18 protein-coding genes are annotated in these 19,875 nt (G+C 65.4%); 8 read left to right on the forward strand and 10 right to left on the reverse strand.

Annotated features, from left to right (window positions below; translation table 11 throughout):
• Position 1: 1 nt before the first annotated feature.
• The 3 genes from rbbA to RPS27_RS05775 all read right to left on the reverse strand — a co-directional run bounded on the left by rbbA (position 2) and on the right by RPS27_RS05775 (position 5,280).
• Positions 2 to 2,764 (reverse strand): ribosome-associated ATPase/putative transporter RbbA, encoded by a 2,763-nt coding sequence (gene rbbA / locus RPS27_RS05765; protein WP_313753927.1) that lies wholly within the window; start codon positions 2,762 to 2,764, stop codon positions 2 to 4.
• Positions 2,761 to 3,828: an HlyD family secretion protein gene (locus RPS27_RS05770; RefSeq protein WP_212067825.1), complete on the reverse strand. Its 1,068-nt coding sequence runs from the start codon at positions 3,826 to 3,828 to the stop codon at positions 2,761 to 2,763. The genes rbbA and RPS27_RS05770 overlap by 4 nt, the downstream gene beginning before the upstream one ends.
• 246 nt (positions 3,829 to 4,074) lie before the next feature.
• Positions 4,075 to 5,280, reverse strand: coding sequence for an ABC transporter substrate-binding protein (locus RPS27_RS05775; protein WP_211415804.1), 1,206 nt, complete (start codon positions 5,278 to 5,280; stop codon positions 4,075 to 4,077).
• A 166-nt stretch (positions 5,281 to 5,446) separates the two neighbouring features.
• On the opposite strand from RPS27_RS05775, the gene RPS27_RS05780 reads away from it, so the two are divergent.
• From RPS27_RS05780 to RPS27_RS05790, 3 genes are read left to right on the forward strand one after another with little or no spacing between them, the layout of a single operon-like run.
• Entirely contained in the window at positions 5,447 to 6,214 is a 768-nt protein-coding gene (locus RPS27_RS05780) for a FadR/GntR family transcriptional regulator (protein ID WP_211415805.1), read from the forward strand.
• A gap of 54 nt (positions 6,215 to 6,268) precedes the next feature.
• Positions 6,269 to 7,879: an acyl-CoA synthetase gene (locus RPS27_RS05785; protein WP_211415806.1), complete on the forward strand. Its 1,611-nt coding sequence runs from the start codon at positions 6,269 to 6,271 to the stop codon at positions 7,877 to 7,879.
• A 15-nt stretch (positions 7,880 to 7,894) separates the two neighbouring features.
• Entirely contained in the window at positions 7,895 to 8,902 is a 1,008-nt protein-coding gene (locus tag RPS27_RS05790; protein ID WP_212067826.1) for a zinc-dependent alcohol dehydrogenase family protein, read from the forward strand.
• Positions 8,903 to 8,957: 55 nt separating this feature from the next.
• Here RPS27_RS05790 and RPS27_RS05795 read toward each other — a convergent pair whose 3' ends face one another.
• Together RPS27_RS05795 and RPS27_RS05800 are read right to left on the reverse strand one after the other, a co-directional pair.
• Positions 8,958 to 9,335 carry a helix-turn-helix transcriptional regulator gene (locus RPS27_RS05795; protein WP_212067827.1) on the reverse strand — a complete coding sequence of 126 codons (378 nt, stop codon included), beginning with the start codon at positions 9,333 to 9,335 and terminating at the stop codon, positions 8,958 to 8,960.
• Between the two features lie 120 nt (positions 9,336 to 9,455).
• Positions 9,456 to 10,658: an MFS transporter gene (locus RPS27_RS05800; protein ID WP_212067828.1), complete on the reverse strand. Its 1,203-nt coding sequence runs from the start codon at positions 10,656 to 10,658 to the stop codon at positions 9,456 to 9,458.
• 174 nt (positions 10,659 to 10,832) lie between these two features.
• Here RPS27_RS05800 and RPS27_RS05805 point away from each other — a divergent pair, with 174 nt between their 5' ends.
• The 4 genes from RPS27_RS05805 (at position 10,833) to RPS27_RS05820 (ending at position 15,278) form a co-directional block, all read left to right on the forward strand.
• The gene (locus RPS27_RS05805) at positions 10,833 to 11,636 is read left to right on the forward strand and encodes an MBL fold metallo-hydrolase (protein ID WP_212067829.1); all 804 of its coding nucleotides are present in this window, start codon (positions 10,833 to 10,835) and stop codon (positions 11,634 to 11,636) included.
• Between the two features lie 141 nt (positions 11,637 to 11,777).
• Complete coding sequence (locus RPS27_RS05810) at positions 11,778 to 12,794, forward strand: alpha/beta fold hydrolase (protein WP_212067830.1); 1,017 nt, start codon at positions 11,778 to 11,780, stop codon at positions 12,792 to 12,794.
• A 14-nt stretch (positions 12,795 to 12,808) separates the two neighbouring features.
• Complete coding sequence (locus tag RPS27_RS05815; RefSeq protein ID WP_212067831.1) at positions 12,809 to 13,771, forward strand: fatty acid desaturase; 963 nt, start codon at positions 12,809 to 12,811, stop codon at positions 13,769 to 13,771.
• A gap of 274 nt (positions 13,772 to 14,045) precedes the next feature.
• A complete protein-coding gene (locus RPS27_RS05820; RefSeq protein ID WP_212067832.1) occupies positions 14,046 to 15,278 on the forward strand; it encodes an EAL domain-containing response regulator in 1,233 nt (410 codons plus the stop codon).
• Between the two features lie 55 nt (positions 15,279 to 15,333).
• On the opposite strand, the gene RPS27_RS05825 is transcribed toward RPS27_RS05820, so the two are convergent.
• Entirely contained in the window at positions 15,334 to 15,579 is a 246-nt protein-coding gene (locus RPS27_RS05825) for a hypothetical protein (RefSeq protein ID WP_194404536.1), read from the reverse strand.
• 136 nt (positions 15,580 to 15,715) lie between these two features.
• Positions 15,716 to 16,696 (reverse strand): YafY family protein, encoded by a 981-nt coding sequence (locus RPS27_RS05830; RefSeq protein ID WP_212067833.1) that lies wholly within the window; start codon positions 16,694 to 16,696, stop codon positions 15,716 to 15,718.
• Between the two features lie 87 nt (positions 16,697 to 16,783).
• On the opposite strand from RPS27_RS05830, the gene RPS27_RS05835 reads away from it, so the two are divergent.
• Entirely contained in the window at positions 16,784 to 17,428 is a 645-nt protein-coding gene (locus RPS27_RS05835) for a glutathione S-transferase family protein (RefSeq protein WP_212067834.1), read from the forward strand.
• A 94-nt stretch (positions 17,429 to 17,522) separates the two neighbouring features.
• Here the strand turns inward: RPS27_RS05835 and RPS27_RS05840 are convergent, their stop codons facing one another.
• The 3 genes from RPS27_RS05840 to RPS27_RS05850 form a co-directional block, all read right to left on the reverse strand.
• Entirely contained in the window at positions 17,523 to 18,308 is a 786-nt protein-coding gene (locus RPS27_RS05840) for an enoyl-CoA hydratase/isomerase family protein (RefSeq protein WP_212067835.1), read from the reverse strand.
• A gap of 13 nt (positions 18,309 to 18,321) precedes the next feature.
• Positions 18,322 to 19,428 carry a cyclic nucleotide-gated ion channel gene (locus tag RPS27_RS05845; RefSeq protein WP_212067836.1) on the reverse strand — a complete coding sequence of 369 codons (1,107 nt, stop codon included), beginning with the start codon at positions 19,426 to 19,428 and terminating at the stop codon, positions 18,322 to 18,324.
• A gap of 160 nt (positions 19,429 to 19,588) precedes the next feature.
• Positions 19,589 to 19,807: a hypothetical protein gene (locus RPS27_RS05850; RefSeq protein ID WP_212067837.1), complete on the reverse strand. Its 219-nt coding sequence runs from the start codon at positions 19,805 to 19,807 to the stop codon at positions 19,589 to 19,591.
• Positions 19,808 to 19,875 lie beyond the last annotated feature (68 nt).

Consider the following 19,875-nt stretch of genomic DNA (forward strand, 5'->3'; position numbering starts at 1 on the left):
ATCAGCGGGCCTGTTTCTTCAGCAGCATCGCGCCGGCGATCACCAGGACGGGGACCATGATGGCGAGCATCAGGAGGTCGTTGTGCAGGGTGTCGAACGCCAGTCCCTTTGAGAAGGTGCCGCGCGAGATCGTGACGAAATAGGTGGTTGGGTAGAGCCGCCCGATCAGCGCGCCAGCTCCCTGCAGGGATGAAACCGGATCGATCAGCCCGGAATATTGGATGGCCGGAATCAGCGTGATCAGCACCGTGCCGAACAAGGCCGCGATCTGGCTGTTCATGAAGGCCGAGATCACCAGTCCCATGCCGGTCGTCGCCGTGACGTAGAGCAGCGCGGCGAGCGCGTAGGTCGGAAAGCTCCCGGTGAAGGGAACACGGAAGACCGCGAGGGCAAAGCCGACCAGGAGCAGGAAATTGCCGAACGCCAGCACGACATAGGGCAGCTGCGTGCCGAGCAGGAATTCCAGCCGCGTCACCGGCGTCACGTAGAAATTGACGATCGAGCCGAGCTCCTTCTCGCGCACCACCGCGAGGGCGGCGAGCACCGCCGGAATCATGACCAGCAGCAGCGGGATGATGCCCGGCGCCATGGCGACGACGCTGATGACGTCAGGATTGTAGCGGTAGCGCAGCTGGAGCTGGTAGGCGCCGGCGATCGCCGCCTCGCCATAGAGCTCGCGGCCCTTTTGCGCGAGCCAGTTGGCGTGGATCGCGTGGACATAGGAGCGCAGCGTTTCGGCCCGCGTCGGATTGGCACCGTCGACCCAGGCGCCGATCTCGACATGGCGGCCGCGGCTGACGTCGCGGCCGAAGCCCGGCGGCAGCTCGATGGCGAGGCCGATCTCGCCGGCGCGCATGCGGCGGTCGAGATCGGCATAGTCGACGATCGGGGATTTCTCGGTGAAATAGCGCGAACCCGCGATCTGCAGGCTGTAGTCGCGGCTGATCGCACTGTCGTCGCGGTCGAGCACGGCGAAGGTCAGGTTCTCGACATCCATGCTGATGCCGTAGCCGAGCACGAACAGCAGCAGCACGCTGCCGAGAATCGCGAGCGTGGCGCGGATCGGATCGCGCCGCAGCTCGAGCGCCTCGCGCCGGGAATAGGCGAGCATGCGGGTCGGGTTGAAAGTCATGCTGCGCTTGCGCGGCGCGGCCGTTGTCTCGGCCGCCACGACCGGCGGCTGGCTGGCCGGCACCGTGGTGTCCGCGATCGCCTCTTCCAGGCAGGCGATGAAGGCCTGCTCCAGCGTCGCGGTGCCGCGCGCCGCCACGATCGCGGCCGGCGTGTCCGATGCAAGCACCTTGCCGGCATGCATCAGCGAAACCCGGTCGCAGCGCTCGGCCTCGTTCATGAAATGGGTCGAGACGAAGATGGTGACGTTGTCCTTGCGGGAGAGCTCGGCAAGGATCTGCCAGAAGCCGTCGCGGGCGACGGGGTCGACGCCGGAGGTCGGCTCGTCGAGAATCAGGATGTCGGGCGCGTGGATCATGGCGACCGCCAGCGACAGCCGCTGCCGCAGCCCGAGCGGCAGCGCATCGGGCAGGGAATCGGCGACGGCGGCGAGATCGAACCGGGCGATCATTTCGGCGATGCGCGGGGCGATGGTCTCCGCCGGCAGCTCGAACAGCCGCGCGTGCAGATCGAGATTTTGCGCGACGGTCAGCTCGGAATAGAGCGAGAAGCCCTGCGACATGTAACCGATGCGCCGCCGCACCGACATGTCGCCGGCATCGATCGTGTTGCCGAACAGCCGCGCGGTGCCTTCGCTCACAGGCAGGAGGCCGGTGAGCATCTTCATGGTCGTGGTCTTGCCACAGCCGTTGGAGCCGAGGAAGCCGAAGATCTCGCCCTTCCGGATGCGGAAGCTGACGTCGTCGACGGCGACGAAGCCGTTGAACCGCCGGGTCAAATGATCGGCCTCGATCGCGATCTCGTCATGGTCCGCGCTCCGCGGCGGGATCACGACGTCGGTATGGTTGCCGCGATCGGCTTCAGGCAAGAGGCGGATGAAGGCCTCATCGAGCGTATCGGCGCCAGTCTGCTGCTTGAGCTCGGTGGGCGTTCCGGTCGCCAGCACGCGGCCGGCATTCATCGCAATCAGGACGTCGAACTGAGCAGCCTCTTCCATGTAGGCGGTCGAGACGATCACGCTCATGCCGGGCCGGCCGGCGCGGATCGAGGCGATCAATTCCCAGAACTGGCGGCGCGACAGCGGATCGACGCCGGTGGTCGGCTCGTCCAGGATCAACAGCTCGGGATCGTGGATCAGCGCGCAGCACAGGCCGACCTTCTGCTTCATGCCGCCGGAGAGTTTTGCCGCCGGCCGGTCGGCGAAGGGCGTCAGCCCGGTGTCGCGCAGCAGGCCGGCGATCCGCCTGTTGCGTTCGGCCTTGTCGTGCCCGAACAGGCGGCCGAAGAAGTCGATGTTCTCGAACACCGACAGCGTCGGATACAGATTCTTGCCCAGACCCTGCGGCATGTAGGCGATGTCAGGGCACACGTTGCGGCGGTGGCGCGCGCTCGCCATGTCGCCGCCGAGCACCTGGATGCGTCCCTGCTGGATCGCGCGGGCTCCGGCGATCAGCGAGAGCAGGCCGGATTTGCCGACGCCGTCGGGGCCGATCAATCCGACCATGCAGCCGGACGGCAGGTCGAGCGTGATGGCATCCAGCGCGCGGGTCTTGCCGTAGCTCAAGCCCACGCCGTCGAGATGCACCACGCTGCCGCGCCCGGCAGGCAGCTCGGCTGCGGCGGCCGTGCTCATCTCGTCAGCTTGATGTTGAGATTGCCGGGCCATTGCGCGGCCGGATCGAGCTGCACATAGGCCATGCCGGGCAGGCCGGTCTTCACATGCTCGATGTGCTGGCGCAACAGTTCGGGCGCGATATGCGCCTTGATCCGGAACATCAGCTTCTGGCGTTCTTCCTCGGTCTCGACGGTCTTGGGCGTGAACTGCGCGACGTCGGCGACGAAGGTGGCCTTGGCGGGGATCACATATTGCGGAATGGCGTCGAGCACGAGCCGGACCTCGGCGCCGATTGCGACGCGGCCGGCGTCGGCCGTCGGCAGGAAGAACGTCATGTAGACGTCGCCGAGATCGACCATGTTGAGGACGCGGCCGCCGGCGGCGAGCACCTCGCCGGGCTGTGACACGCGATACTGCACCCGGCCGTCGCGCGGCGCCTTCAGCACGCTGTCGTCGAGGTCGGCGTTGATGCTCTCGATCGCGGCCTTCGCGGCGTCGACCGAAGCGCCGGCGTCGATCACCATGGCGCGGGCGGAGCTGATCGCGGCTTCCGATGCCGCGACCTGGGCGTGGGACGCGGCGAGCGCCGCCTTTGCGGTGGCGTTGGCGGAGCGGTCGTCGTCCAGGACCTGCTGCGACACCGCGCTCGTCTTGATCAATTGTTCGGAGCGATCGAGCTTGCGGCTCGTGCTGTCGAGCTGGGCGACGCGTTGGTCGACCACGGCCTCCGCGGCCTTGCGTTCGGCCTCGCGCTGGTTCACCAGGCTCTTTGCGGTCTCGACATTGATGGACGCGCGTTGCAACTGCGCCTCGGCCTGGCGGCGCTGCGCCTGCAACTGCTCGGTGTCCATGCGGGCCAGAACCTGGCCTGCGCGAACGAAGTCGCCTTCGCCGACCAGGATCTCGCGAATCCGTCCCGGCGTCTTGGTCGCGATGTCGATCTCGACCGCTTCGATGCGGCCGTTGCCGCGGGCGAAGCCCGCCGGCAGCGTGTTGGTATCGCGGTGCTGCCAATAGTAATAGCCGCCGCCGGCAACGAGGACGGCGATCGCGGCGACGACGCGACCCGAAGTGAAGTTCATTTGTTCAAAACGCCGTGAGGGCGGCGCCCACTGTTGAGACGTACGCCCGGCCGCTGATCGTGCGGCAGGGCGGCCTCAACATTGCAGCGATTTTTGCATCGCAACTTGATGCAGATCAGACGTCGGCGCGAAGCATCCTTGCCTCTATTTTGGGCTGCGCGTCGTCATGCCGCTCGCCCGCCAAATTGGTCAAGCGGACGAGCGAGGTTTGCTGAACGGATTGCGATCGGCTCGGTGCCGACCGACTCACTTCACCAGCGGGCAGCCGCCATCTTTCAGCGGGCGGAACGCCTGGTCGGCAGGCACCTCGGCGAGCAGTTTGTAATAATCCCAGGGTGCCTTCGATTCCTCCGGCTTCTTCACCTGGAACAGATACATGCTGTGCACCATGCGGCCGTCCTCGCGCAGCACGCCGTTGTCGGTGAAGGCGTCCTTCACAGGGAGCTCGCGCATCTTCGCCATCACCGTCTTGGTGTCCCTGGTGCCGGCGGCCTGCACGGCTTTCAGATAATGCAGCGTCGCGCTGTAGGTGGCGGCCTGGTTCATCGTCGGCATGCGCTTGACGCGCTCCATGAAGCGCTTGCCGAAGGCGCGGGTCTTGTCGTTGAGATCCCAGTAATATGCCTCGGTGATGATCAGCCCTTGCGCGAGCTTCAGCCCCAGACTGTGCACGTCGGAGATGAACATCACGATCGCGGCCAGGTTCTGGCCGCCGGCGACGATGCCGAACTCGCCGGCCTGCTTGATCGCGTTGATGGTGTCGCCGCCGCCGTTCGCGAGCCCGATGATCTTGGCCTTGGAGGCCTGGGCCTGGAGCAGGAACGAGGAGAAATCCGCCGTGTTGAGCGGATGCTTGACGCTGCCGAGCACCTTGCCGCCGGCGGCTTTCACGACGTCGCCGGTATCGCGCTCGACCGAATGACCGAACACGTAGTCGGCGGTGAGGAAGAACCAGGTGTCGCCCCCGTTCTTGACGATGGCGCTGCCGACGGTGTGGGCGTTGGCGTAGGTGTCGTAGGTCCAGTGCGCGGTATAAGGCGAGCAGGATTTTCCCGTGATGTCGGAGCTCGCCGCGTCCGTCACGATCATGATCTTCTCGTACTGCTTCGACAGCTCCATCACCGCGAGCGCGGTCGCCGAGGTCGGCAGGTCGATGATCATGTCGACGCCCTCGGTCTCCCACCATTTGCGGGCGATGGTGGAGGCGACGTCGGGCTTGTTGAGCACGTCGGCCGAAACCATGTCGATCGGCTTGCCGAACATCTGGCCGCCGAAATCCTCGATCGCCATTTTGGTCGCCTCGACATTCCCCATGCCGCCGATGTCGGAATAGACGGAGGAGAAGTCGGAGAGCACCCCAATCTTGAGCGGCGCCTGCTGGGCCGAGGTGGGAGCGATCAGGGCAGCCGACAGCAAGCCGGCCGCAGACACGAGGGCTGCGATAGGTCTCATGGGCACGTTTCCTCTTTGAGCGGGACTATTCTGTCCCTTTGTCCGACAAAGTTAGAGCCCGGCTCCAGAGGAGTCAATTTGTTGCGCGTGAGCTATATCTGGCGCAATTTGACGCGTCTCCGGGTCGACAATATAGTTTGTCCGACAATCGCCATTGGAGGCCGATTTGCCTGTCGCGCCGCTCTTCCGACCGATCGATGTCGCGCCGGCCTATCAGAAGGTCGCCGACGCCATCGAACGCGAGATCGTCAACGGCCGGATCAAGCCCGGCGATCCCATCGGCACCGAGCACGATCTGGTCCGCCAGTTCGGCGTCAACCGCTCGACCATTCGTGAGGGCATCCGTGTGCTGGAGGAGGGCGGGTTGATCCGGCGCGATTCCTCGCGCCGCCTGCAAGCCTGCCTGCCGCGCTACAGCAAGCTCGCAAGCCGTCTTAGCCGCGCGCTGGTGCTGCACGAGGTGACGTTCCGCGAGCTCTACGAGGCCTCGATGACGCTGGAGGTCGCCAGCATCGAGGGTGCCGTGGAACGCGCGACCGACGCGAATCTCGCCGAGCTCGACGACAATCTCCTGCGCAGCGAAGCCGTGGTCGGCAATCCCGCGGCGCTTGCCGAATGCGACGCCGAATTCCACGTGCTGGTCGCAAAAGCTTCGCAGAACCGTGTGCTCCAGCTCGCGCGTGAGCCCGCGGCGCAATTGTTCTATCCGACCACCGAGATGATCGTGACAGGTGTCTCCGAAGGCGGCCCGCGCCTCGTTGCCGCGCATCGCCATCTGATTGATGCGATCCGCCGCCGCGACCGCGAGGCCGGCGTGCTGTGGACGCGCCGGCATCTGCAGGACTGGCGCCGCGGCTTCGAGAAGATCGCCTCGCTCGATCGCTCGGTCGAGCACATGTACATGGAGCACGCCCAGGCGGCCCGGCGCAGATAACGCAAGATTTCAAAGAAGAAATCCAACAAACAAAGACATCACACGGAGGGACAGATGACCGAGACCGCAGCCACCATCTCGAAAGCCCGCGAGCATTCCATCGGCGATCTCCTGCGCCGCTCCGCGGGGCGAGAGCCGAACAAGCTGGCGCTGAGCTGCGGCGAGGTGAGCTGGACCTTCGCCGAGATGGACGCGATCTGCAACCGGCTCGGCCGCGGCCTGCTCGGGCTAGGTGTGAAGAAGGGTGATCGCCTGGCAGTGCTCTCGCGCAATTCTCACGCCTTCGCCGCGCTGCGCTTTGCGGCGGCGCGGATCGGCGCGGTGCTGGTGCCGATCAACTTCATGCTCAATCCGGACGAGATCAATTTCATCCTGAAGAGCTCCGGGGCAAAGTTGCTCGCGACTGGTCCCGACTTCGTCGAGCCCGCGCGCGCAGCTAGCGCCAAGGATTGCGCGGTCGAGAAGATGATCTGGCTGCCGGGCGAGGATCCCGCGTCCGCGCCCGCGGGCCTCACCACCTTCGACGATCTTCTTCATGCCGACGCCTCGTTTCTCGCGGCGTCCGTGGACAGCCGTGATCTCGCCCAGATCGTCTACACCTCAGGCACGGAATCCCTGCCCAAGGGCGCGATGCTGACCCATGAAGCCGTGATGTGGCAGTATGTCAGCTGCATCATCGACGGTGGCATGAGCGTGGAGGACAAGTTCCTGCACGCGCTGCCGCTCTATCATTGCGCCCAGCTGGATGTGTTCCTCGGGCCGCAAGTCTATCTCGGCGCCTCCGGCGTGATCACGGGCAAGCCGACGGCCGACAACATCCTGGCGCTGATTCAGGCGCACAGAATCACGTCGTTCTTCGCGCCGCCGACGATCTGGATCGCGATGCTGCGCTCGCCCAACTTCGACAAGACCGATCTGTCGACCCTGCAGAAGGGCTATTACGGTGCCTCCATCATGCCGGTCGAGGTGCTGCTCGAACTGCAGCGCCGCCTGCCCGCCGTCAAATTCTGGAATTTCTACGGCCAGACCGAGATCGCGCCGCTCGCGACCGTGCTGCGGCCGGAGGACCAGCTCCGCAAGGCCGGCTCGGCCGGCAAGCCCGTGCTCAACGTCGAGACGCGCGTGGTCAACACGGCGATGGAAGACGTCAGGGTGGGCGAGGTCGGCGAGATCGTGCACCGCTCGCCGCATCTGCTGTCCGGCTATTACAACGATCCCGTGAAGACCGCGGCCGCGTTCTCGGGCGGCTGGTTTCACTCCGGCGATCTCGCCACCGTCGACGAGGAGGGCCACATCACCGTGGTCGACCGCGTCAAGGACATGATCAAGACCGGCGGCGAGAACGTCGCGAGCCGCGAGGTCGAGGAGATGGTCTATCGCATCCCCGCAGTCTCCGAGGTCGCCGTCGTCGGCCTGCCGGATCCGCGCTGGATCGAAGCGGTCACGGCGATCGTCGTGGTCAAGAGCGGCGAAAAGCTGGACGAAGAAGCCGTCATCAAGCACTGCGCCGGCCAGATGGCGCATTTCAAGGTGCCGAAGCGTGTCATCTTCGTGGACGCCTTGCCGAAGAATCCGAGCGGGAAGCTGCTCAAGCGCGAGCTGCGCCAGCGTTTCGTCGGCGGCGAGACGCTGGATAAGGCGGTGCAGAAGAGCTTTGGCACCTGAGACGGAGCGTTTCCCATGAAAGCCTGGCAGGTCGCGCGAGACTGGTCGATCGAGGGGATGGAACTGGCCGATCTGCCGGAGCCGACCCCCGGACCCGGCCAGATCGCGGTGCGGATCAAGGCGGCATCGCTCAATTATCGCGATCTGCTCACCGTGCAGGGCAAGGGCGGCGTCACCAGATTGCCGCTGATCCCGTTCTCGGATGGGGCAGGCGAGGTGATCGCCGCCGGTGAGGGTGTGACGCGCGTCGCGGTCGGTGATCGCGTCTGTCCAATGTTCTTCCAGTCCTGGATCGACGGGCAGGTTTCGACGGCCAGCCGCCGTTACGCGCTGGGCGGCACGCGGCCCGGCGTGCTGCAGGAGGTGATGGTGCTCGACGCCGAGGGCGTCAGCCGCCTGCCCTCGCATCTGTCATTCACTGAGGCCGCGACGCTACCCTGCGCCGGGCTCACAGCCTGGCGCGCGCTGTTCGAAGAAGCACGTGTGAAGCCCGGCGATACCGTGCTGGTACAGGGCACCGGCGGCGTCTCGATCTTCGCGCTGCAATTCGCAAAGCTCGCCGGTGCAAGCGTGATCGTGACCTCGTCGAGCGACGACAAGCTCGAACGGGCCAGGGCGCTCGGCGCCGATCACACCATCAATTATCGTTCGGTGCCGGACTGGGGCAAGGCCGCAGCGGAGTGGACTGGGGGAGGCGTCGACCACGTCGTCGAGGTCGGCGGCAAGGACACCTTTGCGCAATCGCTCGAGGCCGCGCGTGTCGGCGGCACCATCCTGGTGATCGGCGTGCTCACGGGGTTCTCGCAGCAGATCGCGATCCCGAGCCTGTTCGCCAAGAACCTGCACGTCATCGGCCTTTCCGTCGGCAGCCGCCGCATGTTCGAGGGCATGACGGCCGCGATCGAACGCAACGCCATGAGGCCGGTGATCGACCGGGTGTTCAGCTTCGATACCGTGCCGGACGCGCTGCGCCTGATGCAGCAGGGCGGCCATTTCGGCAAGATCGTGGTCGAGTTCGCCTGAAGCGCTTTCGAGCGAAGCGGCTCCCGGTTCGCGTCAAGACAACGCGCTAAAAGGTCTAGCCGGTCTCGCCGGAAAGCTTCCTGACATCGTCGGGCGTCTGCCCGAAGCGGCGGCGAAACGCGCGGTGGAAGTAGGAGACGTCGTGGAAACCCGCAAGATGCGTGATCACGATGATCTTGCGGGTGCGCATGGCAGGATTTCGCAGCAGCCGCTCTGCGCGCAGCATGCGCTGCTCCAGCACGAAGCCGCTATAGGTGATGCCGGCCTGCTCGAACAGCAGCTGGACGGTGCGCGGGCTGATCCGATGAGCGGCCGAAAGACCGGCGAGCGACAGCGCCGAAGGAGGCCGAGAGCCTGATAGGGGAAGAATCGAAGGCACTATGGTCCGGTGGACCCGCCCGTCGCCGACCGGTACGAAATCGACGTTCGCCACCTCACGACAGAACTGCTCGCGCCATCTTTGGTAGGCCGGACCATTCGGATCGCCCGCAGCCTTGCTTGTTGGCGCGTGTCGAAGACGGAGGCGTTACGCCGCGACCGTCGGCGCGCCAACTCAATACTTCTTCACCGTTGCCCCGAACGCGAACCATAGCGCCATCGAGGCAAGGCCAAAGCCGCCGAGCAGCAGGAAGGTCGGCCCGTAGCCGATCCATTGCGCGATCCAGCCGCCGAGTGCGGGGCTGAGGCTGGCGCCGACGCCTTGCACCGTGATCACGGCGCCCTGGCCGAGATTGATGCGGCCGCTGCCGTTGAGCGCGCGCGCGACCATGCCGGGCACCGCGACCGTCTGCAATCCGGTGCCGACGCCGTCGAGCACCTGCATCGGCACCACGCCCCACCATCCCGTGACGAAGAAGGCCAGCACGCCGCGGATGGGCAGGAACATGAAGGACACCAGGATGATCGGCCAGTAATTGCGCTTGCTCGCGGCCTTCATCGCAATCAGCGAGGTCACGACCATGACGCCTTGCGCGATCACCACGGTGGTGGCGACGAAGCTCGGGCCGTTGGCCTGGCCTTCGGCCACGGCCGCAAGCCCGTAGAGCGGCACGATGGCGGCATTGCCGAGATGGAAAAGGGCGAGCGCCAACGCCAGCACCAGCAGGGCCCGGTGCTTGAGCAGCATCGTGAACGCGTCCGGCGCGCTGTCGGGATCGTCCCCCTTGCAGCCGCGCGAGGCGCGATCGTCGATCGCCTTGGCCGGGATCATCATGACGCAGGCGATCGCGATGGCGCCGAACACCGCTGCGAGGACGAAGACGGCAAAGTAGCCGTACTTGTAGCCGAGATAGCCCGATAGCGCGGCACCAACCATGTTGCCCGCGTGGTTGAATGCCTGGTTGCGTCCGTTGACCGCGTTGAAACCCTTCTGCTTGGCGATGCCGAGCGTGATACCTGTCACCGCCGGCACGATGGCGGCGCTCGCCAGCGATTGCGCGACCTGGGAGAACGTCACCGCCCAGAAATTCTGCGAGATCAGGATGATCGCGGACGCAAGAACGACGCAGATGCCGGGAATGACGACCCAGAGCCGCTTGTTGCGGCTGGAATCGATGAAACCGCCGATCGGCGTCGTGATCAGCATGCCCGCGACATTGCCGATCGTCAGCGCGGTGCCGATCAGCCCAGTCGCCCAGCCGCGCTCCTGAAGGAAGACGCCGACGAACGGACCGATGCCCGACTGCATGTCGGCCATGAAGAAGTTGAGCGCGAACAGAGGCCAGAGGTGGGACCAGGAAGGAGGCCGCGATGTCATCGATACCCAAACATGTTCTTCGTGTGTCGTGGGCCTCGTGGCCAATCGTTCTGGTGTTGATCTGAACGTAACGGGTGCTTGCCGCGTTGGTTCCAGTCACTCCTCGAGGCTCAACGACCTTGCTGAAGGCTGGCTCGCAGTGTCATCCTGCGATCTTCCCACGGAGCTCGAACCATGCCTCTCTGGACCTGCGAAACCTGCGGCGCGCAATTCCCGAACGGCGGAAATCCCCCCGCCTCCTGCGTGATCTGCGAGGACGAGCGGCAGTTCGTGAACTGGAGGGGGCAGAGCTTTCTCACGCGCGAGGAGCTCGCGCGGGGGCACCGGCTGGTGGGACGGGACGATCTCGGCCTCACCGGCATCGGCCTGGAGCCGAGCTTCGCGATCGGGCAGCGCGCGCTGCTGGTGCCCCAGGGCGACGGCTGCGTGATGTGGGATTGCATTCCGCTCGCAGCCGATGAAGCCATCCCATTCGTCGCCGCACTCGGCGGACTGAAGGCGATCGCGATCTCGCATCCGCACTATTACGGCGCGGCCGCGGACTGGAGCGACACCTTTGGCGGCGTGCCGGTCTATCTGCATGCCGACGATCGCGCTTTCGTCACCCGGCCGCATTCTGCGATCGTGCACTGGACCGGCGAAAGCCATCGCATCTCCGACGATTTGCTCTTGCTGCGCACAGGCGGTCATTTCGCCGGCGCCACCGTGCTGCATCATGCGCGTGGTGCGGACGGCAGGGGCGCGTTGCTCACTGGCGACATCGCACAGGTGACGATGGACCGCCGCTTCGTCAGCTTCATGTACTCCTACCCCAACTACATGCCGCTCAATGCCGCCGCGGTGCGGCGGATCGCGGCTGCCGTCGAGCCGCTCGCCTTCGATCGCATCTATGGCGCGTGGTGGGGGCGCAACATCGCTGGCGGAGCCAAGGCCGCCTTCGCGGCGTCGGTTGCGCGCTATCTGGCGGCCATCGCCTGAGCCCGGATTCATCTTGCCGGCTCCTAATAACTGTACTATAAGTACAGTTATTAGGAGCGATGACGCAGAGGCGGGCCCGGCATGATCGATGCATCATGGAAGCCGCGGCGCTCTGCGGCCGCGTGAGCGGGAGTTGGACGCATGGCGGGGTTGTACGATTACCAGATTTTCGACGCCGGCGATGTCCCGCTGCAATCGGGCGCCGTCTTCCCTTCGTTGGAGCTCGCCTACAAGACCTATGGCACGCTGAGCCCGGCAAAAGACAACGTCATCCTCTATCCGACCTCGTTCAGCGCGCAGCACACCGACACCGAATGGCTGATCGGGCCCGGCGGCGTGCTCGATCCCACGCGCTACTTCATCATCATCCCGAACCTCTTCGGCAACGGCCTGTCGTCCTCGCCGTCGAATACCGCGGCGCCGTTCCCTGCGATGACCTATCACGATGCGATCGCCGTCCAGCACCGGCTCCTCGCCGAGCGCTTCGGCATTTCGAAGCTTGCGCTCGTCTATGGCTGGTCGATGGGCGGCATGCAGGCCTATCACTGGGCCGCGCTGCATGCCGACATGGTCGAACGGGCCGCCGTCGTCTGCGGCGTCGCGCGCTGCGCGCCTTACAACTACGTCTTCCTGGAAAGCGTGAAGGCCGCGCTATCAGCCGATCCCGCTTTCCGCGAGGGCCGCTTCGCCGAGAAGCCGCTCGCCGGCTATCGCGCCATGGGGCGCGTCTATGCCGGCTGGGCGATGTCGCACGGCTTCTATCGCGACGAGCTCTGGCGCGAGGCCGGCTTCACTTCGCTGGAGGATTATCTCGTCCGCACCTGGGACGCGACGTTCGCCCGGCGCGATGCCAATGATCTTCTGGCGCAGATCGGCATCTGGCAGAACGGCGACATCAGCCGCTGTGAAGCATTCGGTGGCGATCTCGATCGCGCGTTGGCGGCGATCAAGGCGCACATGCTGCTGATGCCGGGCGCGACCGATCGTTATTTCGACGTTCGCGACAACGAGGACGAGCTCGGCCGGCTGGTGAACGCCAGATCCGCCGTGCTGCATCCGATCCCGTCGCTGCATGGCCATCGGGCCGGCAATCCGGTGGGCAATCCGCGCGACCAGGCCTTCATCAAGGCCGAAGTCGCATCACTCCTCGACAAATAGGGCAACATCCGATCATGACCGACGCGACCGTTTCAGAGCCCGGCCACCGCCTGAAGCCGCTGACGCCCGCGATGCTGCGCCAACTGTCGGCCCGCTCCGATCTCAGGGGCGCGGTGCAGAGCCTTGGCCACTATGGCGCGATCGCGCTGCTGGGTGCGCTGATCTGGAAGGTTTCCTCGACATGGGGCGTGCTCTGGGCCCTGCCGTTGATGGCAGTGCAGGGCTATGTCGTCGCCTTCCTGTTCATGGCGGTACACGAGACCGCGCACAAGACCGCGTTCAAAAGCCGCGGCCTCAATCTCGCTGTGGGCCATCTCTCGGCCTTCATCATCGGATTGCCTTACGAATATTACTGCCTGTTTCACTGGGACCATCACCGCTACACCCAGGATCCGGACAAGGATCCCGAGCTGATCGTCGGGGTGAAACCGGCATCCGACACGCAGCTCGCGGTGGCCTATAGCGGTCTGCTCCAGGTCGCAGGCCGTCTCCGGCTGATGCTCGGCCATGCGATCACCGGCAACGTCACCGTGCCCTGGATCCCCGAGAGCAAGCGCGCCGTCGTCGTGGGCGAGGCGCGTGCCTATGCTGCGCTCTACGTCCTGCTGCTCGCGCTGTCGCTGTGGCTCTCCTCAGCGCTGCTGCTTTGGGTCTGGTTCGTCCCGCTCGTGATCGGGCAGTTCTTCCTGCGGCCCTATCTCTATGCCGAGCACACCGGCTGCGAGCGCACGCGCAGCGCTTTTGAGAACACGCGCACCACCTATACCGGCGCGGTCGTCAAATGGTTCGCGTGGAACATGCCCTACCATGTCGAGCACCACGCCTATCCGTCGATCCCGTTTCACGCACTGCCGAAGCTGAACGCAATCGTCGACGGCGAGATTGTCCATCGCGGCCACGGCTACATCAGGACGACGCGCGAGACCTGGGCCTGGTTTCGCCGGCAGCTGCAGGCAGCGCAGGCGAACGAGCGTTGATGAAGGCTCCGTAGCCCGTTGTGCATTTGCCGGCTTCCGATAGGGAGCTTTACGACGTGTTCATTGCACTTGCGCATGCCGTGGAAGATTCAGATGCCGCTCGCACGCGCGGCGAATAATTCCGATGAAAATCAATGACTTGAATGCCCTGGGGAACGTGCCTAACGAATCCTTCCGGATCGGGAAAGTTTTAGCCGTCTTGTATTCATAACCAGGCGAGGCCGCTGCTCTAAGCGATGAAGTCATCAACGCCGCCGGTGTCTGGAGATTGGTGATGAGTGCGACGAGAGGCCGTCTTCTGGTGGTCGACGACGATCTGGTGCAGCGGGTTCTGATCGGCAAGATCGGGGCGAAGCTCGGCTACGAGACGGTCGTTGCGTCCTCCTACGAGGCCGCCACCGAGCTTCTGGCACGCGAAGCTTTCGAGATCATGGCGCTCGACCTGTCGCTCGGCGGTCGTGACGGGGTGGAGCTGCTGCGCTACGTCGCGGAAGCCGGCCTTCGCGCAATGTCGATCGTGATCATCAGCGGCTGCGATGATCGTGTCATGAAGGCCACGCGACGGGTCGCGAACGGATTGAAGCTGTCGGTCGGCGGATGCCTGACCAAACCGCTCGATCTGAATCGTCTGCGCAGCGCCCTGGAATTGCCGCGGCGCGCGCCGCTGGCCGCGACATCCGCCGCGCCGCAGCTCCGGATCACGCCGGAGCGAATCATGCGGGGCCTCGCCGACCGCGAATTCTTCGTTGAGTTTCAGCCGAAGATCGCGCTCGAGAGCAGAAGGGTCGTCGGCGCCGAGGCACTCGCACGCTGGCGCACCGCCGAATTCGGTATGGTCTCGCCCATGATCTTCATTCCGATCGCCGAGGAAGCCGGCCTCATGCGCGAGGTGACCGATTGCATCCTGTCATCGGCGATGTCGCAGGGCCGCAAGCTGATCGAGCGCAATCCCGGTTTCACCATCGCCGTCAACATCTCGGGTTCGCTGATGTCGGATCTGGCCTTGCCCGACCGGATCGAGGAGATCCTGGGCCGCGAAAATATCTGTCCCTCCTCGCTGACGGTGGAGATCACCGAGACCACTGCGATGGCCGACGTCGACCGTGCCAACGACATTCTGGTGCGGCTGCGGATCAAGAAGATCGGTACGGCGATCGACGATTTCGGCACCGGCTATTCGTCGCTTGCCGCCTTGGTGCGGCTTCCGTTCAGCGAGCTGAAGATCGACCAGTCCTTCATCAAGGGCTGCGAATCCGACGACGACATGATGAAGATCGTCGATGCCTCCGTGGCGCTTGCGAAGGCGTTCAACATGAAAGTGGTGGCCGAGGGCGTCGAAAACCCGGAGGTGCTCGAAATCATCCGCCGGATCGGTTGCGATGTCGCCCAGGGGTTCCTGTTTGCGCCCTCGCTGCGGCGTGCGCGCGCCGAACGATGGATCTCCGAGCGCAACGCCCTGGCGGACGAGCGGGCCGCCTCCGCAATACCGACTGCGCTCGCAAGTTGAGACGGCGAGCCCCGGTCGCGGAACGACCGGGGCTGCGTCAACGATACAGGCGGGCTCAGTAGATCCCGTAGGCGCAGACATTCACGACGCGCACGCGCAGGCCATGGCGGGTCTGGACGACGCGCTCCTGGTAGCAGTTGCTGACGCCGGTGTTGACGTAGACGCCGCCAAAGCCAAAGCCCGGACCCCAGCCGTGATGCCAGTGCGGGTGGATGCCGTGGGCCGAGGCGGCGGTCGGCGCGAGAGCGGCAGCGCCGAGCGAACCGGCGGCGATCAGACCAAGAGCAAGCTTACGAAACATCTTCATTCTCCATTTGGCGCGAAGCCGTTGTTGTGTCCCTGCATCTCGGTCGGGCCGAGATGGGATTGCGTTCACGCGTGATGGTGAGAATCGTGTTTCAGGATTGTTTCGTGGCTTGCGGCGGAATGTGCCGTCGTCATGTTTTCCGCGCCGTGCGATAGCGCGCGGCCATTGCCTGCGTCATCTCCACCATCTTGTCGCGGAGATCGGCGGGCTCCAGCACCTCGGCCTCAGGGCCGAGCCGTAACAATTCGGCTGCGGCGTGCCAGGATGTCTTGCCGACAGGCACGCGCGCGATGCGCCAGCCGTCGGCATCGATGGTTTCTTTGAGCTGCGTGCGCGCCTTGACGTAGGGCTGGCTCAGCGCGTCGAGCAGCTTGACGCCGAACGGCGACAGCCGCACCACCGCGACATTGGGATGCATCTCGGCCTCGAGGCGAAGCGTCGCGGCCTGCCAATAGGCGGCGAGATCGAAATTGGCGGGACGCTCGAAGCGATCGTCGAGAGGCGTGCAGTCGAGCACGCGCGCGACGCGATAGGTGCGCACGCTGGCATCGACCTGGCCTGCGAGGTACCAGCTCCCGCCCTTCAGCACGAGGCCGAGCGGCGCGAGGCGGCGCCGCTTCTCGGACCGCCAGCTCTGGTAGCGGATCTTGATCAGTGTCCCCTGCAGCAGCGCGCCGGCAATCGTGCGCAGATGCTCCGGCTCTTCCGTCTCACCGAACCAGCCGGGCGCGTCCAGATGAAACCGCTCCTGCATCCGGCTGGCATCCTGACGCAGGTGGACGGGCAGCGCCGCCATCAGCTTGTTCTGTGCGGCGATCATCGCGGCATCGAGCCCGAGCGCCGCGGCGGGGCCCGGGAGCCCTGCGAGGAACAGCGCGCCGGCCTCGCTCTGCGACAGGCCGTTCAGTCGCACGCGATAGCCGTCGAGCAGGCGATAACCGCCCTCCGCGCCGCGGTCGGCATAGACAGGCACGCCGGATGCCGCCAGCGCGTCGATGTCGCGATAGATCGTGCGCACCGAGACCTCGCAGGCCTCCGCAAGCTCGGGCGCGGTGACTTGGCCCCTGGCCTGGAGGGTGGTGAGGATCGACAACATCCGGCTCGCGCGCATGATTCCTTAAACCATACCTGACACGGGATGTCAGGTATGGTCGCGTAGAGCTAGGGCCTCGCCAGACGGCGCCCCAGGAGACTTGCCATGACCGATCCGAACCGCATCACCCTGTATTATTCACCGCAAAGCCGTGCCACCGGCACGCGGGTGCTGCTCGAGGAGCTGGGCGCGCCTTACGACCTCCACGTCCTCAACATGAAGGCCGGCGAGCAGCGCCAGCCCGCCTATCTAGCCATCAATCCGCTCGGCAAGGTCCCGGCGATCCGCCACGGCGAGGCGCTCGTGACCGAGCAGGTCGCGATCACCATCTATCTCGCCGACCTCTTCCCGCAGGCCGGTCTGACGCCGGCGCTGAACGATCCCTTGCGCGGTCCTTACCTGCGCTGGATCGCCTATTACGGCTCATCCTTCGAGCCGGCGCTGATCGACAAGTTCATGCAGCGCGAGCCGGCGCCGATCACGCAGTCGCCTTATGCGGATTACGACACCATGCTCGGTGCGCTCGAAGCGCAGCTGTCGAAGGGACCGTACCTGCTCGGCGAGCGCATGACGGCCGCCGACGTGTTGTGGGGCGTCGCGTTCAGCTGGACCATGATGTTCGGCATCGTGCCGAAGAAGGACGTCTTCGTCCGCTATGCCGAGCGCATGACCGCGCGGCCCGCCTACCAGCGCATCAACGCGGCGGATGACGAGATGGCTGCGGTGCATGCCAAGGCGGTCGGAGGCTGAGGGCGCGCGCCTCACATTCAGTGTCGTCCCGGGCAAGCGTAAGCGCAGACCCGGGACCCATAACCACAGGGTGGTGTTTTGCGAAGACTCGGAGCTAAAACTTCGGCGCTCTCTTCTCCGCAAACGCCTTGATGCCTTCCTTGATCTCGTCGCCGCGCATGCTGTCGCGGTGGCGCTGGTCGGCGGCGCGATCATCGAGCTCGCCGCGGGCAAATTCGTTGATTGCGCGCTTCATGCCGCGCATGGCCTGCGGCGCGTTGCCGGCGAGGATGCCGGCGAGTCTGTCGACCTCTTCGTCGAGCGTCTCTTCCGGCACCATGGCGGTCAGGTAGCCGATGCGCAGCATCTCCGGCGCGCTGATCTTTTGCGCGGTCAGGAACAGCCTTTTCGCATTGTCGAGGCCGAGCCGTGTGACGTAGCGCTTGATGCCGCTCGGGTAATAATGCAGCCCGAGTCGGGCCGCCGGCATGAACATCTCGGCGGTGTCGACGCCGATCCGGAAATCGCAGGCGAGTGCGAGATCGGTCGAGCCGCCATAGACGCTGCCGTTGAGCCGGCAGATCGTCGGCACGCCGAGATCCTCCAACCGGTTGACGACGACCTCGAAGGCGGAGCCCGCGCTCTGCTGCTCGTTTGCGCTGACGGCGCGCTCGGCGACCGAGTTGAGGTCATACCCCGCGGAGAAGGCGCGCCCGGTGCCGGTCAACACCAGCACCCGGATGGCCGGATCAGCCTCGACCAGGTCGAACAGCCTGACGAGCTCGCCGAGGTCTTCCGCCTGGAGCCGGTTGAGATGCTTGGGACGGTTGAGGCGGATGGTGGCGCGTGCGCCGTCGCGTTCGAGCAGGGGGCTGGTCGCCGCGTCGGTGATATCCGACATTCTTGTCTCCATTCTACTTGTTTTCGAGCGCGCGGCGTTTCGCCTCGGCATCGATGGTCTCGGCGAGATCCGGGTGCCGTGCCATCAGCACGCGGAAGTCGACGAGGTCGAGTACCAGAAGCCGCGACACTTTCGTGGTCGAAACGTTGGCGCCGCGCTTGTTGTTGCCGAGCAGCGCCATCTCGCCGAAGAAGGCGCCTTCGCCGAGCTGAACCTTCTTGCCGGGAAGGTCGACCTCGACCTCGCCGGCGGCGATGAAATACATGCAATCGCCCTGCGCCCCCTTGCGGATGATCATGGTGCGCGCCGGCAGCTCCATGGTCCGCAGCATGTGGGTGACGTCGGCAATCGCGGCGGGGCCGAGCGCCGCGAAGAAGGGCACCTTGCTGACGGCCTCCCAGGTCTTGAGGAAATTGTCGCGCCGCGTCTCGGCGGCAAATCCGGTCGCCAGGATACCGGTCCAGAGGCCGAACACACCGAGGCCGGAGATCATCACCGCGGCCGCCACCAGCCGCCCCAGCGGCGTGACCGGGACGGCATCGCCATAGCCAGTGGTCGTGAGTGTGACGACGGCCCACCACAGCGCCGCGGGGACGCTGCCGAAGGTCTGCGGCTGCACGTCCCGCTCCAGGAAATATTCGGCGACGGAGGCGAGGAAGACCACCATCAGGAAGATCACGAGCACGCTGAGCAGGGGCCCCGATTCCAGCACCAGCACGCGGCGAAGCTGCCGCAGGCCCGGAATGCCCGGCACCACCTTGAGCACCCAGAGCACGCTGAGCAGCCAAGCCGTCCTGGGCTCGACGCCGAGAACCAGCGCGACCGGCACCGCCAGAGCCCCGATCGCGTCGACCAGCCCGGCAGAAGAGGACATGTACAGCGAAAGCCGCCCTTGCTGCGTCATATGACGCAGCCGGACCAGCCATTCGAATACGAAATAGGCGAGGCAGGTCCAGAGCAGAGCGCTGATCCAGTCGTGCGCCTCATGGGCCCGCTTGTCCGACAGCAGCACCATGCTGAGCACGCCGATGCTCACCGCGACATAGGCCGCCTTGGTCATGTTGCGGCCGGCCGTGGCGGCCGCAAACTGGGCCAGAGCGGAAATCAACGGCTTGGACATGCGGGAGGGCGGCTCGGTCTTTGGGACAAGTCTTCGGGGTCCCGGCTGGGACGTCGGCGCCAAAGTGCCCGCCCGGGCGGGGGCCGTCAACGACGGGGCAGGCCGTGCGATCGGCGCGGCGGCGACGGGGTCCGCTGTGCCGCCGTCGCCGGCGGGGCGTCTACCTGAAATGCGGCGGCTCGTCGTAACCGCGGCGGCTGCTGAAGAACAGCAGCACCATCAGCCCGATGCCGACGATGATGGAAAACCCCGCGCCCAGCGCAAGCGCCACGTAGCCTTCGGTCGGGATCGGGTCACCTTCAACCGTCATTGCGGAATAGGCGAAATAGCCGGCCGCCGCCAGCATTCCCAGCAGGAGGATGATGAGGAGTGCACGCATGCTGCGGTCTCCGGTTGCAATCGCGAACCAACGGTTGCAGATCGCAGCGGTTCCAGACGGCCGATATC

Origin of the sequence: Bradyrhizobium sp. WYCCWR 12699 (assembly GCF_032144035.1) — a bacterium.
GTDB lineage: Bacteria > Pseudomonadota > Alphaproteobacteria > Rhizobiales > Xanthobacteraceae > Bradyrhizobium.